This is a genomic window from Noviherbaspirillum sp. FW303-A3, from assembly GCF_058788695.1.
The window spans coordinates 4530132-4544216 of the sequence record NZ_JBYTAZ010000001.1 but is presented as its reverse complement, the minus strand read 5'-3'; the positions used below and the strand labels follow the sequence as shown (position 1 = coordinate 4544216).

The 14085-nt window shown below is 58.8% G+C and carries 12 protein-coding genes and 1 tRNA gene; 2 read left to right on the top strand and 11 right to left on the bottom strand.

Annotated features, from left to right (window positions below):
• The first annotated feature begins 59 nt into the window (after positions 1-59).
• Positions 60-2213, top strand: coding sequence for an ATP-binding protein (locus tag AC3WOY_RS21755; protein WP_492427562.1), 2154 nt, complete (start codon positions 60-62; stop codon positions 2211-2213).
• Between the two features lie 45 nt (positions 2214-2258).
• Here AC3WOY_RS21755 and AC3WOY_RS21750 read toward each other — a convergent pair whose 3' ends face one another.
• The 9 genes from AC3WOY_RS21750 to AC3WOY_RS21710 all read right to left on the bottom strand — a co-directional run bounded on the left by AC3WOY_RS21750 (position 2259) and on the right by AC3WOY_RS21710 (position 10324).
• Positions 2259-2666, bottom strand: a complete 408-nt coding sequence (locus AC3WOY_RS21750) for a MerR family transcriptional regulator (protein WP_492427560.1) — start codon at positions 2664-2666, stop codon at positions 2259-2261.
• 8 nt (positions 2667-2674) lie between these two features.
• A complete protein-coding gene (locus AC3WOY_RS21745) occupies positions 2675-3088 on the bottom strand; it encodes an integration host factor subunit alpha (protein ID WP_088710788.1) in 414 nt (137 codons plus the stop codon).
• 32 nt (positions 3089-3120) lie between these two features.
• Positions 3121-5547 carry a phenylalanine--tRNA ligase subunit beta gene (gene pheT, locus AC3WOY_RS21740; protein ID WP_492427558.1) on the bottom strand — a complete coding sequence of 809 codons (2427 nt, stop codon included), beginning with the start codon at positions 5545-5547 and terminating at the stop codon, positions 3121-3123.
• 90 nt (positions 5548-5637) lie between these two features.
• Complete coding sequence (gene pheS / locus AC3WOY_RS21735; RefSeq protein WP_492427556.1) at positions 5638-6654, bottom strand: phenylalanine--tRNA ligase subunit alpha; 1017 nt, start codon at positions 6652-6654, stop codon at positions 5638-5640.
• A gap of 163 nt (positions 6655-6817) precedes the next feature.
• The gene (gene rplT / locus AC3WOY_RS21730) at positions 6818-7177 is read right to left on the bottom strand and encodes a 50S ribosomal protein L20 (protein WP_088710341.1); all 360 of its coding nucleotides are present in this window, start codon (positions 7175-7177) and stop codon (positions 6818-6820) included.
• A gap of 19 nt (positions 7178-7196) precedes the next feature.
• Complete coding sequence (gene rpmI, locus AC3WOY_RS21725; RefSeq protein WP_119768735.1) at positions 7197-7394, bottom strand: 50S ribosomal protein L35; 198 nt, start codon at positions 7392-7394, stop codon at positions 7197-7199.
• 160 nt (positions 7395-7554) lie between these two features.
• Positions 7555-8076: a translation initiation factor IF-3 gene (gene infC / locus AC3WOY_RS21720; RefSeq protein ID WP_492429380.1), complete on the bottom strand. Its 522-nt coding sequence runs from the start codon at positions 8074-8076 to the stop codon at positions 7555-7557.
• A gap of 59 nt (positions 8077-8135) precedes the next feature.
• Complete coding sequence (thrS, locus tag AC3WOY_RS21715) at positions 8136-10043, bottom strand: threonine--tRNA ligase (RefSeq protein ID WP_492427553.1); 1908 nt, start codon at positions 10041-10043, stop codon at positions 8136-8138.
• Positions 10044-10247: 204 nt separating this feature from the next.
• Positions 10248-10324: transfer RNA gene (locus tag AC3WOY_RS21710), tRNA-Val, on the bottom strand.
• 205 nt (positions 10325-10529) lie between these two features.
• Between AC3WOY_RS21710 and AC3WOY_RS21705 the strand changes: the two genes are divergently transcribed.
• Positions 10530-11456, top strand: a complete 927-nt coding sequence (locus AC3WOY_RS21705; RefSeq protein ID WP_492427551.1) for a cation diffusion facilitator family transporter — start codon at positions 10530-10532, stop codon at positions 11454-11456.
• A 1-nt stretch (position 11457) separates the two neighbouring features.
• Here the strand turns inward: AC3WOY_RS21705 and AC3WOY_RS21700 are convergent, their stop codons facing one another.
• Both AC3WOY_RS21700 and AC3WOY_RS21695 read right to left on the bottom strand, forming a co-directional pair.
• Complete coding sequence (locus AC3WOY_RS21700; protein ID WP_492427549.1) at positions 11458-13710, bottom strand: RelA/SpoT family protein; 2253 nt, start codon at positions 13708-13710, stop codon at positions 11458-11460.
• A gap of 6 nt (positions 13711-13716) precedes the next feature.
• On the bottom strand, positions 13717-14067 hold the full coding sequence (locus tag AC3WOY_RS21695; protein WP_420474243.1) for a RidA family protein: 351 nt from the start codon (positions 14065-14067) through the stop codon (positions 13717-13719).
• Positions 14068-14085: the final 18 nt, after the last annotated feature.

Below are 14085 nucleotides of genomic sequence, written 5' to 3'. Positions count from 1 at the left end.
TCCGGACGACAACATGATCGCAATACTCCATGACGGCATGTAGCGAGTTGGACCATCAAATGGGCAAACATCTGGTTCAGTTCTATCACGATGAGAGTTATCTGGTCGACGAAATCTGGGGCTTCATCAGTCCGAGTCTGCGCCTGGGCGAATCCGCAATCGTCATCGCAACACGAAACCGTCTCGACATGATCGAACGAAAGTTCGCGCCTAGCCGCCTTGCGGAAATCGGTGATGCAACGACGACATGCCCTTACATCGCACTCGACGCGGAATCCACCCTTGCCGCGATCCTCAAGGACGGCAGACCGGATGCATCGCAATTCGAGACGGTCATCGGCAAGGTCCTGCGCATCGCCAGCAGGAATGGCCAGCGGCATGTACGCGCGTACGGTGAAATGGTGGCGCTGCTGTGCGCAGACGGCAAGACCGATGCCGCGATCGAGCTCGAGGAGCTCTGGAACAGGATAAGCGGCAAGTATTCATTTTCGCTGCTGTGCGGATACCCGATGCGCGCGTTCGCGGAGGATCGTGACAGCGAGGCGTTCACCCATATCTGCAGCGCCCACTCCGACGTGCGGCCGACCGAACGTTGCTTCGACAGTGCCGACCGGAATGAGATCAACCGCAGGATCGCTGCACTGGAGCAAAAAGCGAATGCACTCGAATCCGAAGTCGCCCGCCGCAAGGCAATCGAACGCGCCCTGCACCAGCGCGAAAAGGAACTTTCTGACTTCCTCGAAAACGCCGTCGAGGGCATGCATCGCGTGGGACCGGACGGCACAATCCTGTGGGCAAACAAGGCGGAGCTAGACCTGCTGGGATATGCGCATGACGAGTACATCGGCCGTCACATCGCTGACTTCCACGCAGACCGCCACGTCATCGACGAGATCCTTGCCAAACTCCTCGCAGGAGAAACGCTCTATGACTACCCTGCGCGCATGCGCTGCAAGGATGGATCGGTCAGGCATGTCCTGATCCACTCCAACGCGCGTGTATCGGATGGCGAATTCATCTCCACGCGCTGCCTGATGCGCGACGTGACCGATCGCGTGCTGCTGGAGCAGGAACTCCATAAACGGCTCGAACAACTTGCGGAGGAAGACCGCCGCAAGGATGAGTTCCTCGCCATGCTGGGACACGAATTGCGCAACCCGCTCGCCCCCATCGTGAACTCTCTCGAGCTGATGCGCGTTCTCGGCGAATCGCCGCAGCAGATGGATCGATGCCGCGAGACCATTGCCAGGCAGGTGACGCTCATGACGCGCCTGGTAGACGACCTGCTCGACGTCTCGCGCATCACGCGTGGCAAGATCGATTTGAAGAAAGAAAGCACGCCCATTGATCAAGTCGTCGAACGCGCTGTCGAGATCGTCCGCCCGCTTATCGACGAGCGTCGCCACACGCTATCAATCGAACTCCCCGTCGATACGGTGCCCCTGTACTGCGACCCGGCACGCATGTCGCAAGTGCTGGCGAACCTGCTGCACAACGCTGCCAAATATACAGATACCGGCGGCCGCATTGTGCTGGCAGCGCAACAAATACGAAACAAGCTGGAGATCATCGTCGCCGACAACGGTATCGGACTGGACCAGGCCTCTCAGGAAAAAATTTTCGACCTCTTCGTTCAAGAGGCCAATTCGCTAGCGAAGGCGCGTGGCGGCCTGGGCCTGGGGCTTACCCTTGTACGCAGCCTTGTTCGTCTCCACGGTGGCAATGTGCGTGCGCATAGCGCGGGATGCGGGTGCGGAAGCACATTCACGATCACTCTGCCTCTGCATGAAATGCCATGTGAAAAACGCCCCGTCCCGCAATCAAGCACACCGTCCGCCGCGGTGATCCGGCGCCACCGCAAGATCCTCATCGTCGACGACAACATCGATGCTGCAGTATCGCTGGGAGAATTTCTCAAGATCTCGGGCCACGCCATCCACATCGCACACGACGGCATCAGCGCAATCCGTGATGCCGCGCATTTGCAGCCGGATGTGGTGATCCTGGATATCGGCATGCCGGCATTGAATGGCTATCAGGTTGCGCAGCAGCTCAGGACCGATGTGGGACTGACCTCCACCCTCCTGCTGGCCGTGACCGGCTACGCCCAGGAACGCGACCGTATCGCGGCCCGCGCTGCCGGCTTCGACCATCACTTTGCAAAACCGCTGGATATGCGCAAGCTGCAAGCGATACTGGACGCGACGCCATAAACGAAAAACCGCCCGGAGGCGGTTTTATGCGCGGCGAGATTCTTTCTATCGCTTCAGCAGGTTCAGGATTTCGGACAACTCGTTGCGGATGGCCACCGTATTGATTTCCAGCGGCGGCAGGCCAGCTGCGAGATCCTCGGTGCCATTTGCGCTGCCATTACCGTTGCCGTGGGTCATGCGGCTATCCAGCTTGTTGCGCGCCCCGCTGATCGTGAAGCCCTGCTCGTACAGCAGTTCGCGGATGCGGCGAATCAGCAGGACTTCGTGGTGCTGGTAATAACGGCGATTGCCGCGGCGCTTGACCGGCTTGAGCTGCGTGAACTCCTGCTCCCAGTAGCGCAGCACGTGCGGCTTGACACCGCACAGCTCACTGACTTCGCCGATGGTGAAATAACGCTTCGCCGGAATCGGCGGCAATACGACAGCCTCGGATTTGCTCGAGCGATCGTTCATGGCTCAACTCACGCCACACGGGCAAGCGGTTTGCTTCTGGCGGTCTCTACCATGCTCTTGAGCTTCTGGCTCGCATGAAAGGTCACCACACGGCGGGCAGTGATCGGGATCTCCTCACCGGTTTTGGGGTTGCGGCCAGGACGCTGCGGTTTGTCGCGCAGCTGAAAATTGCCGAAGCCCGACAGCTTGACCGATTCTCCTCGCTCGAGAGCATTGCGAATCTCGTCGAAGAAGGTTTCGACCATGTCCTTCGCCTCGCGCTTGTTCAGGCCGACCTGCTCGAAAAGAAGTTCAGCCAGTTCTGCCTTCGTCAGGGTCGGCAGGTCTTTTTCAGCCTGCGTACGTGCCTGCGACTCTTGCACAGCCCGACTGAGGTCGGCGGCCAAAACGGATTGAAGTTCGGCTGAGTTCACGTCATTCATAGTAGTTATCACTGCCCGACGTAGTGCAACGTTCAAGTGCGCAGCTTGGCGCCATGCTTTTTCTCGACAGACGCGATGAATGCGGCCATTGCGGCGTCCACTTTGTCGTCTTGCAGGGTATTTTGAGTATCTTGCAAGGTAAAACGGAAAGCAAGACTTTTTTCGTCATTTTCCAACCCCTTGCCGCGATATTCATCAAATAAAACAATGGCTTGCATGATAGCACAGGCGGGATTGGATTGCCGTTCAGCAATGAAAGTGCCCATCAGGTCCTGCATCGGAAGCGATTGTTTAACAACAACTGCGATATCCCGCGTGACGGCCGGGAACTTGGAAATCTCCTGGTACGAGGGGATATCGCGTTCCAGCAATGCCCCCGCATCCACCTCGAACACGACAGGTGCCAGCGGAAGATCGTATTTCTGCTGCCAGCGCGGATGCAGTTCGCCGATGAAGCCAATGACACGGCCATCCATCAATACATTGGCCGAACGCCCGGGATGAAGCGCCGCATGTTCTGCCTTTACGAACGTCAATGTCTTGGGCGCAAACAGAGCCTCGAGATCTGCCTTGATATCGAAATAGTCGACATTGCGCGACGGCGCCCCCCACTGCTCATCCACAGCCGGACCGTAGGCGATGGCAGCCACACGCTTGGGCTGGTCGTAGCCGGCCACCGACAGCGGGCCATCCTGTGTCGATGCATTGCGCAGGAATACGGCACCGACTTCGAACAGGCGCACGCGGTTCAGCTTGCGATTCAGGTTGTAGCGGACATTCGCCACAAGGCTGCCGACGAGGGACGAGCGCATGACGCTCATCTGGCTGGCGATCGGATTCTGCAGGCGGATCGGATTGCCGTTGCCTGCGAAGTCAGCTTCCCAGCCCTCCTCAACGAAACTGAAGTTGACCACTTCCTGATAGTCCGTGTCCGCCAGTTGCCGGCGCACTGCAAACAGAGAACGTGAATTTTCCGGAGCGATGCGCATCGTGTTCGGCGCCACCGGCGGCAAGGCCGGGATGTTCTCGAAACCGTAGACGCGCGCGATTTCCTCGATCAGGTCTTCCTCGATTTCGATATCGAAGCGATAGGACGGCGGAGTGACCGTAAACAAGCCCGGCTCCTGCGTGAATTCGAGTCCGAGGCGCTTGAAGATGTCCGCGATCTGCTCATCGCTGATGGGCACGCCGATTACCTTGACCGCGCGTGCCGTGCGCACGGAAACCGGTTTGCGCTGCGGCAGGTTGACGACATGATCGTCAACCGGGCCGACAACGGTATCCTTGCCACCGCAGATCTCCACGATCAGTGCGGTAATGCGTTCGAGGTGATCCACCGTCGTCGCATAATCGACGCCGCGCTCGAAGCGGTGCGCTGCATCGGTCGAGAAGTTGTAGCGGCGTGCGCGCCCCTGGATAGCCTGCGGCCACCAGAACGCGGCCTCGAGGTAGATATTTGTCGTCTCCAGCGAAACGGCAGTGGAATCGCCGCCCATGATACCGGCCAGCGATTCGATTTCCTTGTCATCGGCAATCACGCCGACCCAGCTGTCGACTTCGACCGTATTCCCGTTCAGGAGCTTCAGCGACTCGCCCGGCTTGCCCCAGCGGACGTCGAGACCGCCATGGATCTTGTCCAGGTCGAACACGTGGCTGGGGCGGCCGAGCTCGAGCATCACATAGTTCGAGATGTCGACCAGCGCGGAAATCGGCCGCTGCCCGCTGCGCTCCAGACGGCGCTTTATCCAGTCGGGCGTCTCCACCTTCGCATTCAGTCCGCGGATCACGCGCCCCGAAAAGCGGCCGCACAAATCCGGCGCTGACACTTTCACCGGCAGCTTTTCATCCGTATTGACCGACACCGCCTTGTAGGTCGGCGCCTTCAGCGGCGTGCCCGTCAGTGCGGACACTTCACGCGCGACACCGAGGACGGACAGGCAGTCCGCCTTGTTCGGCGTGAGCTTGATCGTAAACTTGAGGTCGTTCAGCTGGTAGTAATCGCGGAAGTTCTGGCCGACTGGCGCATCGTCCGGCAGTTCGAGCAGGCCGCCATGGTCTTCGGACAACTTCAGCTCGCGCGCCGAGCACAGCATGCCCTGCGACTCGACGCCGCGCAGCTTGCCTATCTTGATCTCGAACGGCTTGCCGTCCTCGCCCGGCGGCAGCTTTGCGCCGGCCATTGCGCACGGCACTTTCATGCCCGGACGCACGTTCGGCGCGCCGCATACGATGTTCAGCAGGGTGCCGGTACCGGCATCGACCTGGCAGACATTGAGGCGGTCGGCATTCGGATGCTTGGCGATTTCGACGACCTTGGCGACAACGATGTTGGTGAACGGCGGCGCGACCGGTTCCACCTCTTCCACTTCCAGACCGGACATCGTCAGAAGATGCGACAACTCGTCCGAAGTCATCTTCGGATCAACCAGGGTGCGGAGCCAGCTCTCGGAGAATTGCATAGTCAGAACCTTCAGAATTCGTTTTCCCCGCCCTCGCAGCGGGGCCGGGTGGCGCGATCGTCGTCGATCCGGCTGCCACCCTGACGTTTTTTAGTTGAACTGCTTCAGGAAGCGCAAGTCGCCTTCGTAGAACAGGCGCAGGTCATTGATCCCGTAGCGCAGCATCGTGAGGCGCTCAAGGCCGGAGCCGAACGCGAAGCCGATGTACTGCTCGGGGTCGAGTCCCATGTTGCGCACCACGGTCGGATGCACCTGGCCGGCACCGGAAACTTCCAACCAGCGCCCCTTCAGCGGGCCGCTGCCGAAGGCAATGTCGATTTCGGCCGACGGCTCGGTGAACGGGAAGTACGACGGACGGAAACGCACCTGCAAGTCGTCGGTCTCGAAGAAGGCTTTGACGAAATTGAGGTACACGCCCTTCAGGTCGGCGAAGCTGATGTTGTCGGCGATCCAGAGGCCTTCGACCTGGTGGAACATCGGCGAATGTGTCGCATCGCTATCGACGCGGTACGTACGGCCCGGCGCGATGACCTTGATCGGCGGTTTGTTCATGCGTGCATAACGCACCTGCATCGGACTGGTGTGCGTGCGCAGCAGCAGCGGCTTGCCCTGAGTATCGTTGCCCTCGATATAGAAGGTATCCTGCATCGAGCGCGCCGGATGGTTTTCCGGGCTGTTCAATGCGGTGAAATTGGTCCAGTCGGTTTCGATTTCCGGGCCGTCCGCTACGTCGAAGCCAATCGAGCGGAAAATCTCCTCGACACGCTCCCAGGTGCGCATCACCGGATGGATGCCGCCTTTGCCGCGGCCGCGTCCGGGCAGCGTCACGTCGATCGCTTCCGCATTCAGGCGAGCCTGCATCTGTGCATTGGCCAACGCCTCGCGGCGCGCGTTCAGTGCAGCCTCGATCTTTTCCTTGGCGGCGTTGATGACGGCGCCTTGCGTCTTGCGCTCTTCCGGGGCCAGCTTGCCCAGGCCCTTCATCTGCTCGGTAATCTGTCCTGTCTTGCCAAGGTACCTGGCTTTCGCGTTCTCCAGCGCGGCGGCGTCTGCCGCTTCAGCAAAATCGGCCTGCGCCTGGACGACGATTTGTTCTAGGGAATTCATGCGGCTTTTTCGCCCGAAAAAATGGATCGAGAAATGGAACGGGAAACGGATCGAACAACGGGAATCCGGAAACGGCGATTCAAAATGAAACGGGGCACAGGTGTGCCACCTCTGCCCCGCTCAATGCGATGCCGCCTTGCAGCGGCACCTGCTTTTACAACTCTCAAGCAGCGATGTTGGCTTTCACCTGGTTGACAATCGCGGCAAATGCCGGCTTGTCCATCACAGCCATGTCAGCCAGAACCTTGCGGTCGAGGCCAATGTTGGCTTTCTTGAGGCCGTTCATGAACACGCTGTAGGTCACGCCATGCTCACGCGTTGCAGCGTTGATACGGGTGATCCACAGGGCGCGGAATACGCGCTTCTTGTTGCGGCGGTCGCGGTAGGCATACTGGCCTGCGCGCATGACCGCCTGCTTGGCGATGCGATAAACGGTACTGCGACGACCACGGTAGCCTTTGGCTTGGTCGAGGACTTTCTTGTGACGGGCCCGTGCGGTAACCCCACGTTTTACTCGAGGCATAGTAGCTCCTTATGTGAGGTTAAGCGAACGGCATCATCGCGCGGACGGAGTTCATGTTTGTATCATGAACGTCCACTGCACCGCGCAGCTGGCGTTTGTTCTTGGTGGTTTTCTTCGTCAGGATGTGACGCTTGAAGGCTTGACCGCGCTTGACGGTACCGCCCGGACGTACGCGGAAGCGCTTTTTCGCGCTGCTCTTCGTCTTCATTTTCGGCATGACAAAATCTGTCCTCTCGGACAGCTCCGTTTTTAACATGATTGCAGGTGGCAACACTTCGTTGCTCTTGGATGCCTGCTTTCACTTGTTATGCGATGAAATCGAGTCCATCGCCATTTGCACCAACCGCCCGTTTTACCGGACGGCTCGCACGAATTCTTTATTTCTTCTTCTTGGGCGCCAGCACCATTACCATCTGGCGGCCTTCCATCTTCGGAAACTGCTCGACCTGGCCATACGGCTCGAGGTCAGCCTTCAATCGCTCCAGCATGCGCATGCCGATGTCCTGGTGCGCCATTTCACGACCGCGGAAACGCAAGGTAATCTTGGTCTTGTCGCCCTCTTCCAAGAACTTCACCAGGTTGCGCAGCTTGATGTTGTAGTCACCATCGTCGGTACCCGGGCGGAACTTGATTTCCTTGACCTGGATAACCTTCTGCTTCAGCTTGGCTTCATGGGCCTTCTTCTGCTCCTGATACTTGAACTTTCCATAGTCCATCAGGCGCGCTACCGGCGGAGTCGCATTCGGCGCGATTTCCACCAGATCCACGTTTGCCTCTTCCGCAAAGCGGAAGGCTTCAGCCAGACTGCCGATACCAAGCGGTTCGTTATTTACCCCAGAGAGGCGCAATTCCGGCGCATTGATCTCGCCGTTAATGCGATGCGACTTGTCCGTAGCTATTGCAGTTTCCTTTAAAAATCAAATAATTAAGCCGTGCTCTCGCGTCGGGAATTTCCCTTTCAGGCTTTGGTGTCGACCTCGTTTTTGAGTCGATCCACCAGTGCATCGACCGGCATGACACCCAAGTCGACGTTGCCCCGCGCACGCACGGCCACTGTTTTCGCATCCCGCTCCTTGTCGCCGATAACGACGATATAAGGCAGCTTCTGAACCGAATGCTCGCGTATTTTATAGGTTATTTTCTCGTTACGCAAATCGAGGTGCACCCTAAACCCTTGTTTTTTCAGGTTTTGTGCAACTTCTTGCGAGTAATCAGCCTGCGCATCGGAGATATTCAGGACGGCGACCTGGACCGGCGCCAGCCACAGCGGCAGCGCACCGGCATGATTTTCAATCAAGATGCCGACAAAACGCTCCATTGAGCCGACAATCGCGCGATGCAGCATGACCGGCACCTTGCGGGTATTGTCTTCCGCCACATATTCGGCGCCAAGACGGCCCGGCATCGAGAAGTCGACCTGCATCGTGCCGACCTGCCAGGGACGGCCCAGCGAATCCTTCAGGTGGTATTCGATCTTCGGCCCGTAAAACGCGCCTTCGCCCGGCAACTCCTCCCAGGCCACGCCACATGCGCGAAGCGCCGAACGCAAAGTTTCCTCCGCCCGATCCCAGGTTTCGTCCGAACCGATACGGCTGTCGGGGCGGAGCGCGATCTTGATCGAAATCTCGGAGAATCCGAAATCCTTGTACACCTGCATCGCCTGCTGGTGGAAGGCGGTCACCTCACCCTGAATCTGGTTTTCGGTGCAGAAGATATGGCCGTCATCCTGCGTAAAGCCGCGCACGCGCATGATGCCGTGCAGCGCCCCGGAGGGCTCGTTGCGGTGGCACTGGCCGAACTCGCCATAACGCAAAGGCAGGTCGCGGTAGCTGCGCAGGTCGGAATTGTAAATTTGCACATGGCCGGGGCAGTTCATCGGCTTCAGCGCGTAATTGCGGTTTTCCGATTCGGTCACGAACATGTTTTCGCGATAATTTTCCCAGTGGCCGGTCTTCTCCCAAAGCGTGCGGTCCAGGATCTGGGGCGCCTTTACTTCCTGATAACCGTTTTCCTGATAGACGCGGCGCATGTACTGCTCAACTTGCTGCCACACCGTCCAGCCCTTCGGATGCCAGAAAATCAGGCCCGGCGCCTCATCCTGGAAGTGGAACAGGTCCAGGAGCTTTGCAAGCTTGCGATGGTCGCGCTTCTCGGCCTCTTCCAGCATATGGAGATAGGCTTCCTGGTCTTCCTTCTTCGCCCAGGCGGTACCGTACACACGCTGCAGCATCTCGTTCTTCGAGTCGCCACGCCAGTATGCGCCGGCCAGCTTCATCAGCTTGAACACCTTCAGCTTGCCGGTCGACGGCACGTGCGGGCCGCGGCAGAGGTCGGTAAATTTACCTTCCGCATACAGCGAGACATCCTCGCCCTGAGGAATGGATTCGATGATCTCCGCCTTGTAGGCTTCGCCGATCGACTTGAAATAAGCGACAGCCTCATCACGCGGCAGCACCTTGCGCGTGACAGGCTCGTCCTTCTTGGCCAGCTCGGCCATTTTCTTCTCGATGGCCTGCAGGTCCTCCGGAGTGAAGGGGCGCTTGTAGGAGAAATCGTAGTAGAAGCCGTTGTCGATGACAGGGCCGATCGTAACCTGGGCATCAGGGAACAACTCCTTCACCGCATACGCAAGCAAGTGCGCAGTCGAATGGCGGATCACTTCAAGACCGTCCGGATCCTTGTCGGTAACGATTGCCAGATCCGCATCGCGTTCGATCAGGAATGAAGTGTCGACCAGCTTGCCATCCACCTTGCCGGCGAGCGCAGCCTTTGCAAGGCCGGCACCGATACTTGCGGCGACTTGAGCGACCGTTACCGGCGCATCGAATTGGCGTTGGGAACCATCGGGGAGTCGGACTGAAACCATTTTGCTCTCCATGTCAGCGGGATGTTGTGACTGACGCTAGATCAAGTGATAAAAACTGCGGACGAAAAAAAACGCGGACTAGCCGCGCTTTTTCACTGCAATGACGAAAAAGATCCCGACTAGCGTCGCACTAAAACCATTGCGGTTGTAGTTCGCGGTGTCATAACCGGGACTGCCTTTCTCGCTCTTACAAATTGTGTTCGTTGGTAGGCTCGATTGGACTCGAACCAACGACCCCTACCATGTCAAGGTAGTGCTCTAACCAGCTGAGCTACGAGCCTAAAGAAGCAAAATTATAGCGGCATTTTTTTGATTGCGCTAGCCCTTGTTTTGAAAAGTTGATTCGCCCCTCGCCGTCCGTCCTTTCACCCAAGCCTCGGTTGCGGTCCGCGTTGCTTATATATTGATATCGAATCCTGTACACTCGGAAACCAGTCTTCACAAGCACGCAGTGATCTTCCCTTCGCTGCCGCCGGTCTCCACATCATGCACAGCAAGTCTCATCCTTCGAGTCATCTCCACGCCCATCGAGCAGGTGATTCATCCCATCATCATGTCGCGGAAGGGCGCAGCCCGAAAGTACTTGCTGGTGCCGTTCTGCTCACGCTGATCTTTGCCGCCATTGAGGTCATCGCCGGTTTCTGGTCGAACTCGCTCGCCCTGATTTCCGATGCCGGACATATGGTGACGGACAGTACGGCGCTCGGGCTCGCCCTGCTCGCGCAGTATATTGCGACCCGCCCGCCCTCGCCACGCCACTCCTTCGGATTTGGCCGTGCCGAAGCGCTGGCTGCATTCATCAATGCGCTGGCAATGCTCGCCGTCGTCGGCTGGATAGCGATCGAAGCGGCACAACGCTTCGCAGCTCCCGAGCCCGTGCAGGGAAAGGCCGTCTTCACGGTCGCTGCGATCGGCCTCGTCATCAACCTGATGGTTGCCTGGCTGCTTTCGCGCGACCAGAAGAGCGTCAACACGCGCGCGGCACTGGTACACGTGATCGGCGACCTGCTCGGATCCGTTGCCGCGATCGTGGCGGGCGTGGTGATTTATTTCACTGGCTGGCTGACCATCGATCCGCTGCTGTCACTGGTCGTGTCGGCCCTGATCCTGAAATCGACGATCGGCGTGCTTCGCGATGCGTACCATGTATTGATGGAAGGCGTGCCCCACGATATCGACTATCTGGCGGTGGGCGAAGACATTGCTGCAATCAAGGGTGTCCTTTCGGTGCATGACCTGCACGTATGGGAGATGTCTGCAGGCCATCCGGCCCTGATCGGTCACCTCGTGATCCGCGACATGCAGGAATGGCCCACGGTCCTGAACAGCATCAAGGCGATGCTGATCGAAAAGCATGGCATCGACCATGTAACCTTGCAGCCGGAAATGCCAGGAATGGCGGAAGGCCGCTGATCTAATGCCGCTGGACGTCGAGAACGCCACTCACTTCGCGGATCACTCCCAGAGCCTTCTGCAGCTGCGAGGTGGACGAAATCTCCGCGGTGAAGGACATGCGCGCCTCCCCTCTGGAGCTTTGCGTACTCACGCCGATCACATTGATTTTCTCGCGCGAGAAAATTTCCGAGATGTCGCGCAGCAGTCCCTGCCGGTCACTGGCAAGAATGAAGATGTCCACGGGGTAGACAGTATCCCTGGTCGACTCACCCCAAGTAGTCTGGATGACACGCTCCATCGCCTTCATGCGCATTTGCGCCAGGTTCTTGCAGTTGGCGCGATGAATCGACACACCCTTCCCGCGCGTGATGAAACCGACGATCTCGTCAGGAGGCGCGGGCTTGCAGCAACGCGCAAGCTGGGTAAGCAACCCCTCCGTCCCGACCACGAGCACACCTGAGCGCGCACCCTGCGCGACACTGGATGCCCGGCTCTTGTTGGTGATGACGGTGTCTTCAGGCGGCTTCGCGCCTTTCTGGGCATCGTCTTCGTGCAGGACATGCTCGATGTTGCGAAGGCTGAACTCCTCCTTGCCAACGGAGAGGAAGAGTTCGTCCACCTTCGAAAAGCCGAGCTTGTGGGCGAGTTCCTCAAGGTTGATGGCTGTCTTGCCTTCGCGCTGGAGGGTCTTTTCCACCATGCTGCGGCCATGGGCGAGCGTCTCTTCCTGCTCGATCGCATTGAACCAGGCGCGCACCTTGGATCGCGTGCGCGGGCTGGCGACATATCCTGGACCAAGCCAATCCCTCGACGGACCGGCATTCGTCGCACTCCTGCCCGCTGTGATGATTTCGACAGTCTGGCCGTTCTTCAACGGCGTGTTCAGTGGAACCATCACGCCGTCTACGCGCGCGCCGCGGCAACGATGACCGATGTTGGTGTGCAGGTGGTATGCGAAATCGATCGGCGTGGCGCCATTCGGCAGTTCGATCACCCGCGCCTGCGGGGTCAGCACGTAGATCCGGTCATCAAGGGCGGCGGACTTGAGCTTCTGCACCCATTCCCGCTGCATGTCCTCCTGGCCGACGACGGCGTCCGCAACCTCGCTCTTCCAGGCCAGCAGTTGCCTGAGCCAGGCGATTTTTTCGTCGTACTTCTGCGCCGAGAAACTCGAACCGCCCGTCTCCTTGTACCGCCAGTGTGCAGCCACGCCGTATTCTGCGAACCGGTGCATTTCGTGGGTACGGATCTGCACTTCCATCGCTCGGCCATCCTCTGCGATGACAACCGTATGCAGCGACTGGTAGCCGTTCGGCTTCGGTCGGGAAATGTAATCGTCGAACTCTTCCGGAACCGGTGTCCAGATGTTGTGAAGGAGACTGAGCACTGCATAGCAGCCTCGAATGTCTTCGACAATTACACGGAAAGCGCGTACGTCATACAGCTCCGAAAAATCGAGCGATTTGCCGCGCATCTTGTTCCAGATGCTGTAAATGTGCTTCGGCCTGCCGCTCACCTCTGCCTTGACCCCTGCCGTAGCAAGCTCGGACTTGAGGCGCGCAATCGCAGCCTCCACGAAACCTTCACGCTCGAGGCGCTTTTCTTCCAGCATCTTGGCGATGCGCTTGTAGGTCGCCGGCTCGAGGAAGCGGAAGGCGAGGTCTTCCAGCTCCCACTTGAGCTGCCATACGCCAAGTCGATTGGCGAGCGGAGCGTAGAGGTCAAGTGTCTCGCGCGCATACTGGTGGGTGCGCTCGTTCTCCAGCTTGACGTCGGCGAAATAGCGCAGCGTCGTCACGCGCGACGCCAGGCGGACCAGCACCACACGCATGTCGGTCGCCATCGCCAGCAGCATCTTGCGTAATGTCTCGAGTTGCTCCGCAGCCTCTTGTGATGCGTTCTTCCCGCGCCCGATTTCCTGGTAGCCGAAGGTTTGTTCATGCAGCCGCATCAACTGGCGAATGCCGCCAACGAGGTCGGCGATTTCAATGCCAAAACGCGCCTCGATGGATTCGGCAGCCTTGGGATCGACAACAGGCAGCTCGAACAGCAAGCCAGCAATGCGCGTATCCGCATCCGTGTTGAGGAGGGCCAGGGTTGTTGCCGTACCTTGCGCGAAGTCGAGCGTGTCCTGCCCGGTTGCCACGCCCCTGCCGCGAAAGATCGGTTCGACGAACGCCAGTACATCGCGCACGCGCGCGCAGTCGTCGGCCGACAACCCGGCGCACAACTGGACATCTACCTCGCTTGGCGTTGCAACGATCGAAACCATAAACAGTTACTTCTGTGCTGCGGTGACGACCATTTCGACCAGCCACTCGGGCTTGGCGAGCTTCGCCTCGACGGTCGCACGCGGCGGCGAGTTGCCATCAGCGACCCATTCATTCCAGACCGCGTTCATACCCGGAAAATCTTTCATGTCCGCAATGTAGATCTGGCACATCAGGATGCACGACTTGTCGCTCCCTGCTTCCGCCAGCAAGCGGTCAATGTGTCCGAGGACTTCACGTGTCTGGCCCTCGATGTTCTGCGTCAGGTCTTCGGCGATCTGGCCGGCGAGGTAAACCGTGCCGTTGTGGATGGCCACTTCAGAAAGCGTCTTGCCGACGTGGAGGCGCTTGATTTCCATATTGTTCGTGTTCCTTGT

Bases quoted from the DNA above. Each gene is read 5' to 3' on its own strand.
- AC3WOY_RS21745 (WP_088710788.1), bottom strand. From the start codon at position 3,088: ATGAATGACGTGAACTCAGCCGAACTTCAATCCGTTTTGGCCGCCGAC.
- AC3WOY_RS21705 (WP_492427551.1), top strand. From the start codon at position 10,530: ATGCACAGCAAGTCTCATCCTTCGAGTCATCTCCACGCCCATCGAGCA.
- thrS (WP_492427553.1), bottom strand. From the start codon at position 10,043: ATGGTTTCAGTCCGACTCCCCGATGGTTCCCAACGCCAATTCGATGCG.
- rplT (WP_088710341.1), bottom strand. From the start codon at position 7,177: ATGCCTCGAGTAAAACGTGGGGTTACCGCACGGGCCCGTCACAAGAAA.
- AC3WOY_RS21695 (WP_420474243.1), bottom strand. From the start codon at position 14,067: ATGGAAATCAAGCGCCTCCACGTCGGCAAGACGCTTTCTGAAGTGGCC.
- rpmI (WP_119768735.1), bottom strand. From the start codon at position 7,394: ATGCCGAAAATGAAGACGAAGAGCAGCGCGAAAAAGCGCTTCCGCGTA.
- AC3WOY_RS21700 (WP_492427549.1), bottom strand. From the start codon at position 13,710: ATGGTTTCGATCGTTGCAACGCCAAGCGAGGTAGATGTCCAGTTGTGC.
- pheS (WP_492427556.1), bottom strand. From the start codon at position 6,654: ATGAATTCCCTAGAACAAATCGTCGTCCAGGCGCAGGCCGATTTTGCT.
- AC3WOY_RS21755 (WP_492427562.1), top strand. From the start codon at position 60: ATGGGCAAACATCTGGTTCAGTTCTATCACGATGAGAGTTATCTGGTC.
- AC3WOY_RS21750 (WP_492427560.1), bottom strand. From the start codon at position 2,666: ATGAACGATCGCTCGAGCAAATCCGAGGCTGTCGTATTGCCGCCGATT.
- pheT (WP_492427558.1), bottom strand. From the start codon at position 5,547: ATGCAATTCTCCGAGAGCTGGCTCCGCACCCTGGTTGATCCGAAGATG.